At 68.7% G+C, this 18,704-nt stretch carries 16 protein-coding genes; 3 read left to right on the plus strand and 13 right to left on the minus strand.

The features are described 5' to 3' along the window. The first annotated feature begins 26 nt into the window (after positions 1-26). Positions 27-1,103, plus strand: coding sequence for a DUF3866 family protein (locus tag LO762_RS12970; protein WP_230614862.1), 1,077 nt, complete (start codon positions 27-29; stop codon positions 1,101-1,103). A gap of 46 nt (positions 1,104-1,149) precedes the next feature. Here the strand turns inward: LO762_RS12970 and LO762_RS12975 are convergent, their stop codons facing one another. From LO762_RS12975 to LO762_RS32530, 10 genes are all read right to left on the minus strand, one after another. Continuing rightward, on the minus strand, positions 1,150-2,079 hold the full coding sequence (locus LO762_RS12975) for an FKBP-type peptidyl-prolyl cis-trans isomerase (protein WP_230614863.1): 930 nt from the start codon (positions 2,077-2,079) through the stop codon (positions 1,150-1,152). Between the two features lie 111 nt (positions 2,080-2,190). Beyond that, positions 2,191-3,549 carry a Pup--protein ligase gene (gene pafA, locus LO762_RS12980; protein ID WP_230614864.1) on the minus strand — a complete coding sequence of 453 codons (1,359 nt, stop codon included), beginning with the start codon at positions 3,547-3,549 and terminating at the stop codon, positions 2,191-2,193. A gap of 155 nt (positions 3,550-3,704) precedes the next feature. Further along, positions 3,705-4,421, minus strand: coding sequence for a proteasome subunit alpha (gene prcA, locus LO762_RS12985; protein ID WP_230614983.1), 717 nt, complete (start codon positions 4,419-4,421; stop codon positions 3,705-3,707). Between the two features lie 42 nt (positions 4,422-4,463). Then, a complete protein-coding gene (gene prcB, locus LO762_RS12990; RefSeq protein WP_230614865.1) occupies positions 4,464-5,306 on the minus strand; it encodes a proteasome subunit beta in 843 nt (280 codons plus the stop codon). A 328-nt stretch (positions 5,307-5,634) separates the two neighbouring features. Next, positions 5,635-6,507: an endonuclease domain-containing protein gene (locus LO762_RS12995; protein WP_230614866.1), complete on the minus strand. Its 873-nt coding sequence runs from the start codon at positions 6,505-6,507 to the stop codon at positions 5,635-5,637. A gap of 214 nt (positions 6,508-6,721) precedes the next feature. After that, positions 6,722-6,931 carry a ubiquitin-like protein Pup gene (locus LO762_RS13000; RefSeq protein WP_230614867.1) on the minus strand — a complete coding sequence of 70 codons (210 nt, stop codon included), beginning with the start codon at positions 6,929-6,931 and terminating at the stop codon, positions 6,722-6,724. Positions 6,932-7,242: 311 nt separating this feature from the next. After that, complete coding sequence (gene dop, locus LO762_RS13005) at positions 7,243-8,760, minus strand: depupylase/deamidase Dop (protein WP_230614868.1); 1,518 nt, start codon at positions 8,758-8,760, stop codon at positions 7,243-7,245. Between the two features lie 141 nt (positions 8,761-8,901). Continuing rightward, complete coding sequence (gene arc / locus LO762_RS13010) at positions 8,902-10,662, minus strand: proteasome ATPase (RefSeq protein WP_230614869.1); 1,761 nt, start codon at positions 10,660-10,662, stop codon at positions 8,902-8,904. A 202-nt stretch (positions 10,663-10,864) separates the two neighbouring features. Then, entirely contained in the window at positions 10,865-11,833 is a 969-nt protein-coding gene (locus LO762_RS13015; RefSeq protein WP_230614870.1) for a tRNA (adenine-N1)-methyltransferase, read from the minus strand. 51 nt (positions 11,834-11,884) lie between these two features. Continuing rightward, entirely contained in the window at positions 11,885-13,000 is a 1,116-nt protein-coding gene (locus tag LO762_RS32530) for a M50 family metallopeptidase (RefSeq protein WP_308103813.1), read from the minus strand. 62 nt (positions 13,001-13,062) lie between these two features. Between LO762_RS32530 and LO762_RS13025 the strand changes: the two genes are divergently transcribed. Further along, positions 13,063-13,944, plus strand: coding sequence for a RecB family exonuclease (locus LO762_RS13025; protein ID WP_230614871.1), 882 nt, complete (start codon positions 13,063-13,065; stop codon positions 13,942-13,944). Between the two features lie 66 nt (positions 13,945-14,010). After that, a complete protein-coding gene (locus LO762_RS13030) occupies positions 14,011-14,601 on the plus strand; it encodes an exonuclease (RefSeq protein WP_230614872.1) in 591 nt (196 codons plus the stop codon). Between the two features lie 71 nt (positions 14,602-14,672). Here the strand turns inward: LO762_RS13030 and LO762_RS13035 are convergent, their stop codons facing one another. The 3 genes from LO762_RS13035 to LO762_RS13045 form a co-directional block, all read right to left on the minus strand. Further along, positions 14,673-15,242, minus strand: coding sequence for an HdeD family acid-resistance protein (locus LO762_RS13035; protein ID WP_230614873.1), 570 nt, complete (start codon positions 15,240-15,242; stop codon positions 14,673-14,675). Between the two features lie 138 nt (positions 15,243-15,380). Then, the gene (locus LO762_RS13040) at positions 15,381-17,891 is read right to left on the minus strand and encodes an ABC transporter permease (protein WP_230614874.1); all 2,511 of its coding nucleotides are present in this window, start codon (positions 17,889-17,891) and stop codon (positions 15,381-15,383) included. Continuing rightward, positions 17,888-18,667, minus strand: coding sequence for an ABC transporter ATP-binding protein (locus LO762_RS13045; protein WP_374201554.1), 780 nt, complete (start codon positions 18,665-18,667; stop codon positions 17,888-17,890). The genes LO762_RS13040 and LO762_RS13045 overlap by 4 nt, the downstream gene beginning before the upstream one ends. Positions 18,668-18,704: the final 37 nt, after the last annotated feature.

Raw genomic sequence — 18,704 nt, forward strand, 5'->3', positions numbered from 1 at the left:
CCGGTTGAAACGCTACCGTCTTCCCCGTGATCCGATGGCGTAAAGGCACAGTCCACAGCGTCCGCCGCAGCTGGCCGGGCGCGATCGAACTCGACGTGACGATCGACGGCGACCCCGCGCGGGCCCTCGCCTACCCGGCCCTCGTCGGCCACCCGGAACCCGGCGACACCGTCCTGCTCAACACCAACGCCCTCGCCCTCGGGCTCGGCACCGGAGGGTACGCGATGGTCGTCGCCGTCCCCGACCGGCTCCCCCCCGACCCCGACGGCCCAGGACACCTCGTCAAAGCCCGCTACACGCCGCTCCAGGCCACCGTGCTCGGCGCCGACGAGCAGGACTCCCCCCACCACGCCGCCCTCGCCGACGCCGACGACCTCCACGGCATGCCCGTCATCGTCGCCGACCTGCACTCCGCGCTGCCCGCCCTCCTGTCCGGCCTCCTCCTCGACCGGCCCGGCACCCGCGTGGCCTACGTCATGCCCGACGGCGGCGCCCTCCCCTCCTGGTTCTCCATGTCCATCGCCCAACTCAAGGCAGCGGGCGTCCTCACCGCCTGCGTCACCACCGGACAGGCGTTCGGCGGCGACCTGGAGACCGTCACCGTCCACACCGGCCTCCTCGCCGCCAAGCACGTCCTGGCCGCCGACGTCGCCATCGTCGCCCAAGGCCCCGGCAACCTCGGCACCGGCACCCGCTGGGGCTTCTCCGGCGTCACCGCGGGCGAAGCCGTCAACGCCGCCGCCACCCTCAACGGACGGCCCGTCGCCTCCCTGCGCGTCAGCAGCGGCGACGCCAGAGAACGCCACCAGGGCGTCTCCCACCACAGCCTCACCGCCTACGGCCGTGTCGCCCTCGCCCCCGCCGACATCCCCGTCCCCGACCTGCCCGGCCCCTTCGGCGCCCACGTCGCCCAGCAGGCCGCGGCGCTCGCCGCGCGGCACGCCCTCCACCCGACCCCCCTCGACGGCCTCGAAGAGGCACTGCGCGCCGACGAGAAGGCATGGGGCGTCCGCATGTCCACCATGGGCCGCCGCCTCGACGGCGACCTGGAGTACTTCCTCACCTGCGCCGCCGCCGGACGCCACACCGCCACGCTCCTGTGACGCGCGGAGGGGGCGCCGCCCGGCGACGCCCCCTCCCCCACGCGTCCTAGTAGGCGCCCAGCACGTCGATCACATAGACGAGCGTGTCCGTCGCCTTGATCCCGTACTTCGGCAACCCCTTCACCTTCATGTCCTTCGCCCCGTACGCCTTGTCCGGCGGAGCCACCACCAGCAGACGGCTCCCCACCTTCTGCCCCACCAAAGCCTCATCCCAACCCTTGATGACCTGCTCCTGCCCGATCACCGCCGCGTACACCTTGCCGTCCGACCACGACGACGAGAACACCTTCCCGTCCCGCCACAACGCCCCCACATACTGGATCGCCAACAGATCCCCCGCCTTCACCTCAGGCCCCGGACCCGTCTTCACCGTCCGCACCGTCAACTTCGTCGGCGGCGCCGCCTTCGGCACCTTCACCACCGGCACCGCACCCGCCTCCACCTCAGGCAACGACGCCGCCTCCGCGAACGCCGGAGCGTCCTTCACCGCCGCGTCCCCCCCGAACGTCGCACGCACATCCAGCACATACACCAGCGCGTCACTCCCCGTGATGCCCAACCGCGCCGACCCCTGCGACCCGTACCCCTCCTTCGGCGGAATCACCGCCACCACACGGCTCCCCGCCTTCTGCCCCACCAGCGCCCGCTTCAGCCCCGGCACCAGACTCCACGACGGGAACGCCACCGGCGTCCCCCCCTGATAACTGCTCCCGATCAACTTCGACGTCCCACCCGACGCCCACGCGTACCCCACATAATCCGCCACCACAAGATCACCCTCGGCCACCTCACGGCCGTCACCCTCGATCGCCGTGTCCAACGCCAACTCCGACCCCGGCGCACCACCCCGCGGAAACTCCACCTGCGGCCGCACCCCGAACTCCCCCGACACCTCCACCTCAGGATCGCCACCCCCACCACACCCCGCCAGCAGGGACACCAACAGCAACGGCACAACGGCCAGCACACCACGCATCGGCGACAACCTTCGGGATCAACGACGGAAGGACGGGCAGCCACCCTACCGGCCGGTAAGTCCCCGTAGAAGGGCTACGACCCGGTAAGAACCACCCGTCCCCCCGGCCACTCACATCCCGGCGATCAGCTTGTCCACCCGCTCATCCACCGAACGGAACGGATCCTTGCACAGCACCGTCCGCTGCGCCTGATCGTTCAACTTCAGATGCACCCAGTCCACCGTGAAGTCACGCCGCTTCTCCTGCGCCTTCTTGATGAACTCACCACGCAGCCGCGCCCGCGTCGTCTGCGGCGGCACCGACTTCGCCTCGAAGATCGCCAGATCCTGCGCGACCCGCTCCACCGCCCCCTTCTTCTCCAGGAGGTAGTACAGGCCCCGGTTCCGATGCACATCGTGATACGCCAGATCCAGCTGCGCCACCCGCGGCGACGACAACGGCAGATCGTACTTGTGCCGATACCGCTCGATCAGCTGGTACTTCGTCACCCAGTCGATCTCCCGCGCCACCATGTCCAGATCCCCGGTCTCGACCGCCGTCAGCGTCCGATCCCACAGATCCAACACCCGACGCACCAACGGATCCGCGCCCCGCCGATCCATGAAGTCCTTCGCCTTCGAGAAGTACTCCCGCTGGATCTCCAACGACGACGCCTCACGACCGTTCGCCAGCCGCACCTTCCGGCGGCCCGTCATGTCATGCGACACCTCACGGATCGCCCGGATCGGGTTCTCCAACGTCAGATCCCGCATCACCACACCGGCCTCGATCATGCGCAACACAAGATCGGTCGCCCCGACCTTCAACAACATCGTCGTCTCCGACATGTTGCTGTCACCCACGATCACATGCAGCCGCCGGAACCGCTCCGCGTCCGCGTGCGGCTCATCCCGCGTGTTGATGATCGGCCTCGACCGCGTCGTCGCCGACGACACACCCTCCCAGATGTGCTCCGCCCGCTGCGACACGCAGTACACCGCACCACGCGGCGTCTGCAACACCTTGCCCGCGCCGCAGATGATCTGCCGCGTCACCAGATACGGAATCAGCACATCGGCCAACCGGCCGAACTCCCCATGCCGCCCCACGAGATAATTCTCGTGACACCCATAGGAATTCCCCGCCGAATCCGTGTTGTTCTTGAACAGATAGATGTCCCCGGCGATCCCCTCCTCCCGCAGACGCCGCTCGGCGTCCACCAGAAGCCCCTCAAGGATCCGCTCACCCGCCTTGTCGTGCGTGACCAGATCGACCACGCTGTCGCACTCAGGCGTCGCATACTCAGGATGACTGCCGACGTCCAGGTAGAGCCGTGCCCCGTTCCTCAGGAACACGTTGCTGCTCCGGCCCCAAGACACCACCCGACGGAACAGATAACGCGCCACCTCATCAGGTGACAACCGCCGCTGCCCGCGGAAGGTGCAGGTGACCCCGTACTCGTTCTCGAGCCCGAAAATGCGCCTGTCCACACCTCGACCCTATGCGCCAACGCTCCCGATCAACAGTGCCCGCGCCCCACGATTCTCACGATTCGTAGACACCCCGTCGCGCAACACGCACAACGGGGCCACCCCGGGACGAGCCCGGGGCGACCCCGCCGCCGCACGACCCGCAGGCCGCGACCTCACTCCTCCGTCGACGCCTCCGCCGACCCGTCCGCCGACCGCGCCAACAACTCGTCGATCCGCGTCGGCGTCAGCCGCCTGAACAACCGCCGATCCCGGTTCCGGTCCAACACCGCCACCTCCAGCTTCTCCGCCTCCAGCACCCTGTCGGCATCCTGCTGCTGCAACGCGTGCACCGCCACCCGCAACGCCTCAGCGAGCGACTCACCGTCCCGGTAGCCCTCCTTCAGCGCCGTCGCGACCGCGTCCGCCGCGCCGCCCATCGCCACGAACCCGTGCTCGTCCGCCACCGAGCCGTCGAACGTCAACCGGTAGATCTGGTCACTCGAAGCGTCGTCACCGACCTCCGCCACCACCAGCTCCACCTCGTACGGCTTCGTCTGCTCCGTGAAGATCGCACCCAGACTCTGCGCGTACGCGTTCGCCAGACCCCGCGCCGTCACATCCGACCGGTCGTACATGTACCCGTTCACATCCGCGTACCGGACACCCGCCAGACGCAGCTGCTCGAACTCGTTGTACTTCCCGACCGCCGCGAACGCGATCCGGTCATAGATCTCCGAGATCTTGTGCAACGCCCGCGACGGATTGTCCGCCACGAACAGAATCCCGTCGTCGTACTGCAGGACCACCACCGACCGGCCCCGCGCGATGCCCTTCCGCGCGTAATCCGCGCGGTCCTTCATCTGCTGCTCGGGCGCCACATAGAACGGCATCGACATCGCTTGCTGACCCTTCTCCAGGCTGACCGGGGACGATTACCGCAGGGGGGCGTTCGGGCCGCCGGGCGAGCTGTACCGCGCCTCCACGACAGCGCGCGCCACGTCGCCGACCTCCTCGTCCGGCACCCGCCGGAACCCGTCGTCGGTGATCGACGCGAGCACCGGGAAGATCCCGCGCGTCAGATCCGGGCCGCCCGTCGCCGAGTCGTCGTCCGCCGCGTCGTACAGCGCCTGCACGCACACGATCCGCGCGTCGGCCTCCGACAGGTCCGGACGCCACAGCTTCTTCAGCGAACCCCTCGCGAACACCGACCCCGACCCGATCGAGTGGAAGTCGTGCTCCTCGTACCTGCCGCCCGCCGCGTCATAGGAGAAGATCCGGCCGACGCCCTTCTCCAGGTCGTAGCCCGCGAACAGCGGCACCACCACCAGGCCCTGCATCGCCATCCCCAGGTTCCCCCGGATCAGCGTCGCCAGGCGGTTCGCCTTCCCCTCCAGCGACAGCAGCCGCCCCTCCATCTTCTCGTAGTGCTCCAGCTCCACCTGGAACAACCGCGTCATCTCCAGGCCGATCCCCGCGGTCCCCGCGATCGCGACCGCCGAGTACTCGTCCGCCGGGAACACCTTCTCGATGTCCCGCTGCGCGATCACGTTGCCCGCCGTGGCCCGGCGGTCGCCCGCCATGATCACACCACCGGGGAACGTCACCGCGACGATCGTCGTCGCGTGCGGAATGTTCAGGTGCTCCGCGCTTCCCTGCGCCACCCGGTTCCCGGGGAGCAGCTCGGGCCGGTAAGCCCCCAAAAAGTCAGCGAACGACGACGGCCCCGAGTTCATGAACACCCCCGGAAGACCCCCGCCCATCGGCATCGACGCCATGCGACTCCTTCCCCAGCACGCCGGTAGAACAGTCTCGACCCTACTGATATTCGACCGCCCTCTGCATGCCGCGGGACCTTCCCTCACTCAGCCCACGGCGAACCCCCAACCCCCCACCACTTCCCACCCGCCACCAAATCGTGATCAAGAAACCCCCGCCACCCCCGCCCCAACCACCCCACAACCCCCACCCGTCACCCACCCGCCCCTCCCCCATCACCCACCGACACCCCAACGACCCGCCAACCCGCCACCAAGCCCCAGACGGCCCGGAGCGGCTCCCGAAAGGCCGGTCACCGCCCCGGGCCGACGCCGTCACCCAGCCCGGCTAGCGGGCCGCACGCGGCCGCAGAAGCGACTCCAGGAGCTCCCACTGCCCCGCGTAGTCGACGTCCAGGTAGTCCGCCGCCGCGCGCAGCACCGCCGGATCGTCCCCCAACTGCCCCATGCCCGTGTTGCAGCCCAGGCACAGCAGGCCCCGGAACTCACCGGTCGCGTGGTCGTGGTCGACGGCCTCGATCTTCTCGTCACAGCAGATCGCGCACAGCCCCTTCTGCAGCTTCGCCAGCGCGTCCACGTACGGCTCGCTCACCCGGAACCGCCGCCTGAGCCGGTACTCGCGCTCGCTCTTGCGCTGACCGCTCCGGGGGCTGTTCTTCGGCAGCAGCCGCGGCACCCCCTCCGCGTCGAGCTCCGCCGCCATGTGCGCGACGTACCAGAGCTCACCCTCCAGGTAGCGCGCGGCCTGCCGGATCCGCCACGGGTCGTGGTCGAGCTGCCCGATCCCGCCGTTGCACCCGAAGCACAGGATCCCGCGCACCACACCGGTCGCGGAGTTGTGGTCGACGTGCTTGGGCTCCTTCCGACGGCAGATCGCACAGGTCCCGCCCTGCGCGGCCGCCCGCTCGTCCACCTCGCGCGAGGTCAGCCCGTACCGCCGCTTCAGGTGGAAGTCCCGGATGCTCCCGTGCTTCTTGATGGCCTGCTCCTTCATGATCCGGTTGTGGCAGGGCTTGCAGTAGGAGGTAAGCCCCGACTTGACCGACCGGTTGCGGCCGAAGTTGGCGACGGGCTGCACGATCCGACACGCCGGGCAGTACCTCTGCCCCTCCGGCACGTCCGAGTGCCGCCGGAACGGCCGCGCCTCCTTCCCCTCCCTGGCCCGCGCCTTCCTGTACCGCGCGGCGTTCCGCCGACTCATACAGACCTTGCAGTAAAGGTGGATCCCATCCGGAGACTGGGCATACCGCCCAAATTCCGACGTGGCCTTGGTCTCGCCGCAGTCGCGGCAGCGCTTGGTGTTCATGGCCGCACGCTAACCGCGCAGCAAAAAGGCCGCCCAGGTTTCCAAAAACCCGGACAGCCTCCTCAGGAATTGCCCGAAAACATCCGATTCACAAATCGGACATAACAGGTCACTCCCCCCCTTTTTGTACGTAAGAACGGACAAATTCCTCAGAATTCTCTTCTAGGACATTGTCGATCTCGTCGAGGATCGCGTCCACGTCGTCGGTGAGCTTCTCGGTGCGCTCCTGGACGTCCGAGGAGGCTTCGGTGGTGGTCTCTTCGACCTCTTCGGTCTGCCGGGTGGTCTGCTTCTGTCCGCCGGTGTCCTTGGTGGCCATTAGGGGCTCCTCCCGTAAGTGCCGCGTGTACGGCGACCCTACCTGGGGCTGCTACGGGCTGGCGTAGGTAGCGTTTCGCCCTGAGCAGAGCGACCGGAGGGGTCCCTACGGTTATCGCCCTTACGTCGAGTCCCGAAACGGACGAAAGCCCACATCACCATGCGGGGCCTCGCGGAAGCCCGCCAGCGAGCCCTGTGAGGGCCCAGGGACGTTCTGTGAGCGAGGACACGGGAAAGGGGCCGAGAACGGCTCAGGGCCCCGTACGGACGCGTACGGGGCCCTGGGGCGGGACAGGGTGTGGGCGGGCCTGGTCAGCGCTGTCCGGCGAGGACGGCCAGGAGGTCGGCCGCCGTGCGGCAGCGGTCCAGGAGGGCGCCCACGTGCGTCTTGGTGCCGCGCAGGGGCTCAAGGGTGGGGACGCGCTGGAGGGACTCGCGGCCGGGGACGTCGAAGATGACGCTGTCCCAGCTGGCGGCGGCGACGTTGTCGGCGTACTGGGCGAGGCAGCGGCCGCGGAAGTAGGCGCGGGTGTCCTCCGGCGGGTTCTCGATGGCCCGGGTGACGGCGTCCTCGTCGAGGAGCCGGTCCATCCGGCCGAGCGCGACGAGCTTGTTGTAGAGGCCGCGGTCGGGGCGGACGTCGGAGTACTGGAGGTCGACGAGTTCGAGCCGGGAGTGGCCCCAGTCGATGCCGTCGCGGCTGCGGTAGCCCTCCAGGAGTTCGAGTTTGGCGACCCAGTCGAGTTCGCGGGAGAGCTGCATGGGGTCGTCGCCGAGGCGGGTGAGGACGGACTCCCAGCGGGTGAGGACGTCGGTCGTCATCTCGTCGGTGTCGGTCCCGAATTTGTCCTCGACGTATTTGCGGGCCTGTTCGAGGTATTCCATCTGCAGTTGGACGGCGGTCATCCTGCGGCCGTCCTTGAGGGTGATGAGGTGTTTGCAGCCGGGGTCGTGGGAAATGGCCCGGAGCGACGCGACGGGGGATTCGATGCCGCGGTCGGCGGTGAGGAATCCGTCTTCGATCATGGCGAGGACGAGCGCGGTGGTGCCGACCTTGAGGTAGGTGGAGATCTCGCTCATGTTGGCGTCGCCGATGATGACGTGCAGGCGCCGGTACTTCTCGGGGTCGGCGTGGGGTTCGTCGCGGGTGTTGATGATCGGCCGCTTGAGGGTGGTCTCCAGGCCGACCTCGACCTCGAAGAAGTCGGCGCGCTGGCTGATCTGGAAGCCGTCGCCGCGGCCGTCGACGCCGATGCCGACGCGGCCGGCGCCGCAGAAGACCTGGCGGGTGACGAAGAAGGGGGTGAGGTGCCGGACGATGTCGGAGAACGGGGTCTCGCGCTTCATCAGGTAGTTCTCGTGGCAGCCGTAGGAGGCGCCCTTGTTGTCGGTGTTGTTCTTGTAGAGCTGGATGGGGTGGGTGCCGGGGACGAGGGCGGCGCGTTGGGCGGCGTCGGCCATGACGCGTTCGCCTGCCTTGTCCCAGAGGACGAGGTCGAGGGGGTTGGTGACCTCGGGTGTGGAGTACTCGGGGTGGGCGTGGTCGACGTAGAGCCGCGCGCCGTTGGTGAGGATGACGTTGGCGAGGCCGAGGTCCTCGTCGGTGAGCTGGGTGGGGTCGGCGACCTCGCGGGCGAGGTCGAAGCCGCGCGCGTCGCGCAGGGGGTTCTCTTCTTCGAAGTCCCAGCGTGCTTTTCTGGCTCGTGCCGCTGATGCCGCGAGGTACGCGTTGACGACCTGGCTGGAGGTCACCATCGCGTTGGCCCCGGGTTGTCCCGGTACGGAGATGCCGTACTCGGTTTCTGTTCCCATGACCCGCCGAACGCTCATGTGTCCGAGCCTAGTGTGCTTCTCGCGGATCTCGGTGGGCGGCGTACGGTTCGGCGCGTTTTTGTGTTGCGGGGGTGTGAACGCGGCGAACGGCGGGCACGCTGGGTGCCCGCCGTTCTGGGTGCCGCTGTGGTGCCGGTGTTACAGGTATTGGCCGGTGTTGGCGACGGTGTCGATGCTGCGGCCGGATTCGGCGCCCTTGGTGCCGGAGACGAGGGTGCGGATGTAGACGATCCGTTCGCCCTTCTTTCCGGAGATGCGGGCCCAGTCGTCGGGGTTGGTGGTGTTGGGCAGGTCCTCGTTCTCGGAGAACTCGTCGACGCAGGCGTCGAGGAGGTGTTGGACGCGGAGGCCCTTCTGTCCGGTGTCGAGGAACTGCTTGATGGCCATCTTCTTGGCCCGGTCGACGATGTTCTGGATCATGGCGCCGCTGTTGAAGTCCTTGAAGTAGAGGACTTCCTTGTCGCCGTTGGCGTAGGTCACCTCGAGGAAGCGGTTCTCCTCGGTTTCGGTGTACATGCGCTCGACGGTCGCCTGGATCATGGCGTCGACGGTGAGGCGGGGTTCGCTGCCGTGTTCCTTGAGGTCGTCGGGGTGGAGGGGCAGGTCGGGGATGAGGTACTTGGAGAAGATGTCCTTGGCGGCTTCGGCGTCGGGTCGTTCGATCTTGATTTTGACGTCGAGGCGGCCGGGGCGCAGGATCGCGGGGTCGATCATGTCCTCGCGGTTGGACGCGCCGATGACGATGACGTTCTCCAGGCCCTCGACGCCGTCGATCTCGGAGAGGAGCTGGGGCACGATCGTGTTCTCGACGTCGGAGGAGACGCCGGATCCGCGGGTGCGGAAGATCGAGTCCATCTCGTCGAAGAAGACGATGACGGGGGTTCCGGCGGACGCCTTCTCGCGGGCTCGTTGGAAGACGAGCCGGATGTGGCGTTCGGTTTCGCCGACGTACTTGTTGAGGAGTTCGGGGCCTTTGATGTTGAGGAAGAAGGACTTGCCTTCCTGGCCGGTCTTCTCCGCGACCTGCTTGGCGAGGCTGTTGGCGACGGCCTTCGCGATGAGGGTCTTGCCACAGCCGGGGGGTCCGTAGAGCAGGACGCCCTTGGGGGGCCGGAGCTTGTGTTCGCGGAAGAGTTCGGCGTGCAGGTAGGGAAGTTCGACGGCGTCGCGGATGAGTTCGATCTGGGGGCCGAGGCCGCCGATCTCCTCGTAGGCGATGTCGGGGACTTCCTCGAGGACGAGTTCTTCGACTTCGGCCTTCTGGATCTTCTCGTAGGCGTAGCCGGAGCGGGTGTCGAGCATCAGGGAGTCGCCGGCGCGGAGGGTGATTCCGCGCAGGGGCTCGGCGAGCTTGACGATGCGTTCCTCGTCGGCGTGTGCGACGACGAGGGCGCGTTCGCCGTCGGCGAACACTTCCTTGAGGCTGACGACTTCGCCCTGTTGTTCGAACTCCAGGGCTTCGACGACGTTGAGCGCCTCGTTGAGCATGACTTCCTGTCCGACGCGGAGTCCTTCGATCTCCACGGCCGGACTGACGTTCACCCGGAGCTTGCGGCCCCCGGTGAAGATGTCGACGGTGCCGTCCTCGCGGGCGCCGAGGAAGATGCCGTAGCCGGATGGCGGTTGGGCCAGCCGATCCACTTCTTCCTTGAGAGCGACGATCTGCTCCCGGGCCTCTCTGAGTGTGGACACCAGTCGCTCGTTCTGGCCCGTCACGGCGGCCAGATTCGCCTGTGCCTCGTGCAGGCGCTCCTCGAGCACCCGCGTCTGGCGGGGGGATTCCGCGAGCTTCCGACGCAGAACGGAGATCTCTTCCTCCAGGAATGAGAGCTGCGTCTGGAGGTCACGAACCTCCCTGTCGTGCGCCTTTCGCCCTGCGGCGTCATCACGAGCGGCCACGCCCCGTCACCTCCTCACGAAGAGCCGACGACCTACTCTGACCCTACCTATCTGGCGGGGTTCCGTAACCTGACTATTGCATTTCCTTACCGTGGCAGTCCAGTTACGGCGCGAAGTTTCGCCAGGTGGACGCCGCCGGACGCGCTAAAGAAACGTCGGGGAAACAGAAAAATCACGGCGTGTCGCGTCAGGGCGGGGTCGATTACGCCGGAGGCGAACCGATTTCCGATTCTCCGGCCGTAACGTCGGCGGGCGGGGTCGCGGACGTATTCCCGTCACCGGTTGTGAGTTCGTTCCCGGTGGTTTCGGGGTAGGCGCCCTTGGCCGGGCGGCGGCGCCGGAGGGGCGGGGTGACGCCGTCGGCGAGGCGCCGGGCGGTGATGAGGAACCCGGTGTGGCCGACCATGCGGTGGTCGGGCCGGACGGCGAGTCCTTCGACGTGCCAGGAGCGGACCATGGTCTCGAAGGCGTAGGGCTCGGCGAAGGAGCCGTGTTCGCGCAGTCCCTCGACGACGCGGGACATCTGGGTGGTGGTGGCGACGTAGGCGCAGACGAGGCCGCCGGGCACGAGTGCCTTGCCCACGGCGTCCAGGCACTCCCAGGGGGCGAGCATGTCCAGGACGACGCGGTCGACGTCGGTCTCGGTGATGGCGTCCTCGAGGGAGCCGACGGTGAGCTTCCAGGACGGGTGGGGGCCGCCGAAGAACTTCTCGACGTTCTTGCGGGCCACCTCGGCGAAGTCCTCGCGCCGCTCGTAGGACGACAGGGTGCCGTGTTCGCCGACGGCGCGCAGCAGGAAGCAGGACAGGGCGCCGGATCCGGCGCCTGCCTCGACGACGCGCGCGCCGGGGAAGATGTCGGCCATCGCGATGATCTGTCCGGCGTCCTTGGGGTAGACGACGGCGGCGCCGCGCGGCATGCGGACGGCGAAGTCCTGGAGGAGGGGGCGGAAGACGAGGTAGTCGATGCCGCCGGTGGAGCGGACGACGATGCCTTCGGGGCGGCCGATGATCTCGTCGTGTTGGAGGTAGCCCTTGTGGCCGTGCCACTGCTTGCCGGTTTGGAGGGTGATGGTGTTGATGCGGCCCTTGGGGTCGGTGAGCTGTACCTGGTCCCCGTCGCGGAGGGTGCCGTGGGGGGTGCGGGGGCCGGGTTCGTGGGTCGCGCTCATCGGGTCAGGTTATCGGTGTTCGGGGGGTCTTCGGGCCGGTCGGGGGCGGGGTCAGGTGGTGGTGAGGGTGTGGTGGAGGTCGGTGGCGGACAGGACGCCGTAGATCTCGCCGCCGGGTTCGAGGAGGAGGTGTTCGGTGGCGCCGGAGTGTTGGACGGCGCGGAGGAGGTCTTCGCCGGTGATGTCGGCGGAGAGGGTGGTGGCGGCGTCGAGGCCGCGGGCTACTTCGCCTGCGGTGGTCCAGGGGCGGCGGGGTTCGGGGACGGCTTGGGCGGCGTGTTCGCTGACGAGGGCGGTGGGGCGGCCGTGGCCGTCGATGATGATGAGGGCGCCTGCGCCTTGGGTTTGGGCGTGGTGGAGGGCGACGGTGAGGGGGGTGTCGGCGGTGACGGCGGCGGCGCGGCGGGCGAGGCGGCGGGCGGTGAGGAGGGGGAGGCGGTCGCGGAGGCGTTCGGCGCGTAGGGACTGGGTGGCGGCGATCCACATGAAGGAGGCGAGGAAGGCGGACCAGGCGATGGTGATCCAGTCGGTGCCGGTGGTGGTGCGGGTGGCGAGCCAGATGCCGCCGAGGAGGACGAGGGCGGCGAGGGCGCGGCCGGTGTGGGCGGCGACGACGGTGCCGGTGCGGTCGTGGCCGGTGATCTTCCAGACGAGGGCGCGGATGACGAAGCCGCCGTCGAGGGGGAGGCCGGGGAGGAGGTTGAAGACGCCGACGACGAGGTTGGTGAAGGTGAGGGCTTGGAGGAGGAGGGTGGGGATGGGGCCGGGTTGGGTGAGGAGGAGGGTGGCGGCTCCGGCGCCGCCGAGGCCGAGGGACAGGAGGGGGCCTGCGACGGCGATGGTGAAGGAGGCGCCGGGGCGGGTGGCTTCGCGTTCGAGTTGGGTGACGCCGCCGAGGAGGTGGAGGACGATGGCGCGGACGGGGAGGCCGAAGGCGCGGGCGGTGAGGGCGTGGCCGAGTTCGTGGATGAGGACGGACAGGTAGAGCAGGAGGGCGAAGGAGGCGGACAGGAGGGTGGCGGCGGGTTGGGGGGCGACGCGTTGGGCGGCGGGGAGGAAGAACAGGGTGATGAGGAGGGCGATGGGGAACCAGCTGAGGGAGATGTACAGGGGCACGCCGAGGATCTTGCCGAGGGGGATGCCGGGCGGTCGCCTGTCGTCGTTCACATTCTTGATGCTAGCCAGCGGTGGAGCGGGTTCCGTCGTACCCTTCCCCTAGTCTCTTGGCCATGAGCTCCTCGACGACGTCCGATGCCGGTTCCGATCCGCTGGTGATCGGTTCGCTGTCGCCGTCGCGTGCCGGTGATTTCATGACGTGCCCGTTGCTGTATCGGTTTCGGGTGATCGATCGGATCGAGGAGCGGCCGAGTCCGGCGGCGGTGCGGGGCACGTTGGTGCACGCGGTGCTGGAGCGGCTTTTTGATCTTCCGGCGGGTGAGCGGACGGTGGCGGCGGCGCGGGCGATGTTGGAGCCGCAGTGGGCGGAGTTGGTGGCGCGGGAGCCGGAGCTGGCGTCGCTGTTCGAGGGGGCGGCGGACGGCGCGCCGCAGGAGTGGCTGGCGCGGGCGTACGAGCTGGTGGACAGCTATTTCGGGTTGGAGGATCCGCGCCGTCTTGAGCCGGCTGATCGTGAGCTTTTTGTGGAGACGGTGCTGGAGTCGGGGTTGAAGCTGCGGGGTTACATCGACAGGGTGGATGTGGCGCCGACGGGTGAGATCCGGATCGTGGACTACAAGACGGGGTCGGCGCCGCGCGCGGATTTTGAGGCGCGGGCGCTGTTCCAGATGCGGTTCTACGCGTTGGTGTTGTGGCGGTCGCGGGGTCGGGTGCCGGCGTTGTTGCAGTTGATGTATCTGGGGAACGGGGAGGTGTTGCGGTACGCGCCGGATGAGGCGGATCTGCGGGCGACGGAGCGGAAGCTTGAGGCGTTGTGGCGGGCGATAGCGCGGGCGACGGAGTCGGGTGAGTGGCGGCCGCGGCCGGGCAAATTGTGTGACTGGTGTGATCACAAGGTGCGGTGTCCGGAGTTCGGGGGTGTGGTGCCGCCGCTGCCGGAGGCGGCTCCGGTGGTGGTGGTGCCGGCGCAGCGGGAGTTCTCGGACGATCTGTGACGGGCGCGGCGGGGGTGTCGGGCGAAAGCCGCTGCGCGGGGGCGTTCGGGCGGCTACGGTGCGGTCATGGGCGCGCCTGATCTTTATTTCTCGTGTGATGTGGAAGCCGATGGTCCGGTGCCGGGGCCGTATTCGATGTCGAGTTTTGCGTTGGTGGTGGCGGGGGTGTTCGACGGGCGGGTGTTCACGCCGTTTCCGCCGGTGAAGCACACGTTCTATGCGGAGTTGCGGCCGATCAGCGGGGATTTTGTGCCGGAGGCGGCGGCGGTGAGCGGGTTGGACCGGGAGCGGTTGGTGCGGGAGGGGCGGGATCCGGTGGAGGCGATGTCGGAGGCGGGCCGGTGGGTGCGGGCGCGGGCGCGGGAGGCGAAGGCGCTGCCGGTGTTCGCGGCGTATCCGTTGGGGTTCGACTGGTTGTTCATGTACTGGTATTTCATGCGGTTCGCGGAGGGGGGTTCGCCGTTCGGGCACGCGCGGGCGTTGGACATGAAGACGTTGTACGCGGCGCGGGCGGGCGCGAAGATCGGGGATTCGGTGAAGGGGAAGATGCCGCCGGGGTTGTTGTCGGCGCGGCCGCACACGCATCACGCGTTGGACGACGCGGTGGAGCAGGCGGAGTTGTTGCAGAACCTGATGGTGTGGGACGGGTCGCGGTAGGGCCTTCCGCCTCCCCTGGGGAGGGTGGCGGACGGCCGCGTCACGGCGTTTCTCCCGGCGGTCGTCCCGGGTCAGACGACGGGTGGGAGTGGGGGGAGTTCGTCGGGGCGGCGCAGGCTGCGCAGGCGGAACGCGGCGAAGATGAGGGCGACGCCGATGAGGATGGCGAACAGGCCGATGATCCAGATGAGGGCGAGGCCGCCCGCGCCGGGCCAGACCAGGAGCAGGACGCCGAAGATGACGGACAGGATGCCGCTGGTGATGTACCACCATTCGCCTTCGATCTCGCGGCGCAGCCAGATCGCGGAGATGATCTCCAGGACGCCGGTGGCGATGGCCCAGCAGGCGATGACGATGAGCAGGATGAACGCGGTGATGGCGGGCCAGATGAGGGCGATGAGTCCGGCGAGGACGCCGAGGACGCCGGTGACGGCGAGCCAGCCGCGGGACTGTCCGGGCAGGTTGCCCTTGATCGCGTGGTAGAGGGCGGTGCCGCCGTCGACGAGCGCGTAGGCGCCGAACAGGATCGCCAGGGCCAGGACGGTGATGCCGGGCCACACCCAGGCGACGAAGCCGAACAGGATGGCGATGATGCCGCGGAGCAGCACGAGCCACCAGTTCCGGGCGATTGCGTCGATCATCGCGGTCCTCCCGATCTTGGCCTTTCGGGAAAGATGCCGCGTGGGCGGCCAAGGCAACCGGTCGGGGCGGCCAAGCGACGGCAAAACGCGGTGCGGGCCCCGGCTTCGTCGCCGGGGCCCGCACACGGGGTTGGGCCGTTATTCGGTGGCGATGGCTTTGAGGACGTCCATGCGTCCGGCCCGCCAGGCGGGGGCGAGGGAGGCGAAGATGCCGACGAGGGCGGAGAAGACGACGCACGCGACGATGAAGCCGTAGGGCAGGGAGAGGATCGCGATGTCGTCCTTGATCGCCTGTTGGATGGCGATGCCGAACGCGAGGCCGAGGCCGATGCCGAGGATTCCGCCGAAGAGGGCGATGACGACGGATTCGAGGCGGATCATCCGGCGGGTCTGTCTGCGGGACAGGCCGACGGCGCGGAGCAGGCCGAGTTCGCGGGTCCGTTCGGTGACGGACAGGGTGATCGTGTTGATCACGCCGAACACCGCGATGACGATGGACAGGGCCAGCATGAAGGTGAAGAAGACGAGGAATCCGTCGAGCTGGCCGGACACCATCTCCTTCAGGTCCGCCTGGTCCATGACGTCGACGCCGGGGTAGGGCTTGAGGGCGTCTTCGAGTGCCTGTTTGGTCTGCGGTCCGGGGTCGGCGGCGTTGACGGCGATCTCGCGGGCGAGTGCCTTGTCGGTGTGCGCGTGCCACAGGTCGGGGCTGAGGATGATGGAGGGCAGGACCTCGGAGTCGGGGAAGATCCCGGTGACCTTGAGCTGGGTGCGGGTGCCGTCGGCGAACACGGCGGGCACGGCCGCGCCGACCTTGAGTTTGTTGTCCTTGGCGTAGCCCTCGCTGAGGAGGACGCCGTCGGGGCCGGTGGTGGCGGTGCCGTCGCTGACGCTGGCGTTGGAGACGGCGAGGAGGTCGGCGGGCTCGCCGCTGGCGTAGCTCTGGTTCTCGCCGTTGAAGGAGAACTGCTCGTAGCCGATCGGCACGACCTTCGTGATGCCGGGGACGGCGCGGACGGCGTCGACGGCGGCGGGTTCGACGCCGCCGGGGCTCATCGTGAAGACGTTGTAGTGGGCGCCGAACTGGCGGTCGATGAGGTCGTTGACGGACGCCCGCGCCGAGGAGGCGATGACGTTGACGGTGGTGACGAGGGACAGGCCGATCATGAGGGCGACGGCGGTGACGGCGGTGCGGCGCGGGTTGCGCTGCGGGTTCTCGCGGGCGAGTTTGCCGGAGACGCCGAACACCTTCGGGTACCAGGCGGCCAGGACCTTGACGACGGGCTTGCCGAGGACGGCGGCGAGGAACGCGGCGGCGAGCCAGACGAGCAGGACGCCGATGCCCAGCAGGCTGAAGGTGGCGGCGGTGCTGCCGGTTCCGGAGAGGCCGAGCGCGAGGGCGGCGACGCCGAGCGCGGCGAGGACGGTGCCGATGATGGTGCGCAGGCGCAGGCTGCGCTGCGGGATGGACACGTCGTCGCGCATGGCGGCGACGGGCGGGATCTTGGCGGCGCGGCGGGCCGGGAAGTAGGCGGCGGCGCAGGTGACGAGGACACCGACCGTGTAGGACATGATCACGGCGGCGGGGGTGATGGCGAGGTCGCCGCCGAGTTCGAGGCCCTGGGCGGCGAACACGACCTTGAGGAGTGCGGCGATGCCGGCGCCGACGAGGAGGCCGAGGGTGGAGCCGATGACGCCGACGGCGACGGCTTCGCCGAGGACGGCGGTGGTGACCTGGCGACGGGAGGCGCCGACGGCGCGGAGCAGCGCGAGTTCGCGGGTGCGTTGGCCGATGAGCATCGAGAAGGTGTTGAAGATGTTGAAGGATCCGACGACGATCGAGACGATCGCGAAGGCGAGGAGGAAGTTGCGCAGGACGCTGAGGGCGCCGTCGACGTCGCTGCGGGTCTCCTCGGAGAGTTTGTCGCCGGTGACGGCTTCGAGTTCGGCGGGCAGGAGGGGTGCGACGCGGGCGGCGAGGTCCTGCTGGGAGGCGCTGCCGTCGCCCTGGATGACGATGAGGGAGAGTTGGCCGGGCTTCAGCAGGAGTTTCTGGGCGGTGGCCAGGTCGAAGAAGACGAAGGTGACGCCGAGGTCGTCGCCGGAGGCGATGCCGGTGACGGTGGCGGTCTCCTGGCCGCCGCGGACGGCGATGCGCACCTGGTCGCCGATCTTGGCTTCGGCGAGTTCGGCGGTGCGTTCGCCGAGGGCGACCTCGCCGGCCTTGGCGGGTGCCTTGCCTTCGATGAGGGGTGTGGCCTGGTCGCCGTTCCAGGCGAGGCCGAGTTGGGGCGGTCCGCCGCCGCCGATGAGGTCGCCGTCCTTGTTGATGAGGGCGGCGAACCCGTTGACCTCGCCGCGTGCCTCCTTGACGCCGGGGACGGCGGCGACGCGTTCCTTGAGGTCCTCGCTGATGGCGATGGCGGTGACGGCGTCGTCGTCGCTGCCTTCGATGGCGGGTTTGGCGCGGACGGCGACGTCGGTGTTGGCGTACAGGTCGGTGAAGAGGGTGTCGAAGGACTTGTTGGCGGTGTCGGTGAAGATGAGGGTGCCGGACACGAACGCGACGCCGAGGATGACCGACAGGGCGGTCAGGACGAGGCGGATCTTGTGGGCGGCGAGGTTGCGGAGGGTGACTTTGGTCATCATCGGGTGACGACCTCCGGCAGCTCGAAGCCCTTCATGCGCTCGAGGACCTTGTCGGCGGTCGGCTCGGGCATGGTCCCGACGATCTTGCCGTCCTGCAGGAAGATCACTTCGTCGGAGTAGGCGGCGGCGGCGGGGTCGTGGGTGACCATGACGATGGTCTGGCCCATCTCGCGGACGGAGGACCGCAGGAACGAGAGGACTTCGGCGCCGGAGCGGGAGTCGAGGTTGCCGGTCGGCTCGTCCGCGAAGATGATCTCGGGCCGGGAGACGAGGGCGCGGGCGCAGGCGACGCGCTGCTGTTGGCCGCCGGACAGCTCGGACGGGCGGTGCTTGAGGCGTGGCCGCAGGCCGACGGTGTCGATGACGCGGTCGAGCCATTCCTTGTCGGGTTTGCGGCCGGCGATGTCGAGCGGGAGTGTGATGTTCTCCAGCGCGGTCAGGGTCGGCACGAGGTTGAACGCCTGGAACACGAACCCGATCTTGTCGCGGCGTAGGCGGGTGAGGCGTTTGTCGTCGAGGCCGGTGAGGTCGGTGTCGCCGATGAACACCTGGCCGGAGGTGACGGAGTCCAGGCCGGCCATGCAGTGCATGAGGGTGGACTTGCCGGAGCCGGAGGGGCCCATCACCGCGGTGAACCGGCCGCGTGGCACGCCTGTGGTGACGTCGTCGAGCGCCCTCACCTCGGCGTCTCCGCTGCCGTAGGACTTCGTGACGTGCAGGACGCGCGCGGCGAGGTCGCCGGTGGGTGCGGGGGGCTGGGTGGCGGTGTGCGGCACGGGGTCTCCCGGAACGGTACGGACTGAGGTATGTCAC

This window comes from Actinocorallia sp. API 0066 (assembly GCF_020991275.1).
Classification (GTDB): domain Bacteria; phylum Actinomycetota; class Actinomycetes; order Streptosporangiales; family Streptosporangiaceae; genus Actinocorallia.

Bases quoted from the DNA above. Each gene is read 5' to 3' on its own strand.
- LO762_RS13000 (WP_230614867.1), bottom strand. From the start codon at position 6,931: ATGGCCACCAAGGACACCGGCGGACAGAAGCAGACCACCCGGCAGACC.
- LO762_RS13035 (WP_230614873.1), bottom strand. From the start codon at position 15,242: ATGATCGACGCAATCGCCCGGAACTGGTGGCTCGTGCTGCTCCGCGGC.
- prcB (WP_230614865.1), bottom strand. From the start codon at position 5,306: ATGGCGTCGATGCCGATGGGCGGGGGTCTTCCGGGGGTGTTCATGAAC.
- LO762_RS13015 (WP_230614870.1), bottom strand. From the start codon at position 11,833: ATGAGCGCGACCCACGAACCCGGCCCCCGCACCCCCCACGGCACCCTC.
- LO762_RS13025 (WP_230614871.1), top strand. From the start codon at position 13,063: ATGAGCTCCTCGACGACGTCCGATGCCGGTTCCGATCCGCTGGTGATC.
- LO762_RS12975 (WP_230614863.1), bottom strand. From the start codon at position 2,079: ATGCGTGGTGTGCTGGCCGTTGTGCCGTTGCTGTTGGTGTCCCTGCTG.
- LO762_RS12995 (WP_230614866.1), bottom strand. From the start codon at position 6,507: ATGAGTCGGCGGAACGCCGCGCGGTACAGGAAGGCGCGGGCCAGGGAG.
- LO762_RS13040 (WP_230614874.1), bottom strand. From the start codon at position 17,891: ATGATGACCAAAGTCACCCTCCGCAACCTCGCCGCCCACAAGATCCGC.
- prcA (WP_230614983.1), bottom strand. From the start codon at position 4,421: ATGCCGTTCTATGTGGCGCCCGAGCAGCAGATGAAGGACCGCGCGGAT.
- dop (WP_230614868.1), bottom strand. From the start codon at position 8,760: ATGAGCGTTCGGCGGGTCATGGGAACAGAAACCGAGTACGGCATCTCC.
- LO762_RS13030 (WP_230614872.1), top strand. From the start codon at position 14,011: ATGGGCGCGCCTGATCTTTATTTCTCGTGTGATGTGGAAGCCGATGGT.